Consider the following 284-nt stretch of genomic DNA (forward strand, 5'->3'; position numbering starts at 1 on the left):
GTTTGTTGCGTAAATTTGGCCTAGCGGCATTTGTCCTGATCGCACAATCCCTGCAATCATTCCTTCCGCCATAGAACCTGCTCCAATGAAAGCAACTTTCTTTTGATCAATGATATTGATCCTCTCCCACGTTCGCTTTTTGTTCGTGTTTTTCGCACGTTAGTTATCGTACCATGATGAGAAATCGTGTCAAGAAAGAGCCAGCGCTTTCCAAAAGTCCCGAATACGCGTTCAACCGCTTGCTGTATGTATACTGACTGCGCTTTTGCAAAACAACAATTTAG

At 43.7% G+C, this 284-nt stretch carries 1 protein-coding gene; it reads right to left on the reverse strand.

The window, feature by feature from the left end; translation table 11 throughout:
* Positions 1–120 (reverse strand): NAD(P)-binding domain-containing protein (locus tag SB658_RS23265; RefSeq protein WP_410602640.1); only part of this gene is annotated, 120 nt, incomplete at its 3' end.
* Between the last annotated feature and the right edge of the window lie 164 nt (positions 121–284).

Source organism: Bacillus sp. SIMBA_008 (assembly GCF_046535495.1).
In the GTDB taxonomy this organism is placed as follows: domain Bacteria; phylum Bacillota; class Bacilli; order Bacillales; family Bacillaceae; genus Bacillus; species Bacillus subtilis.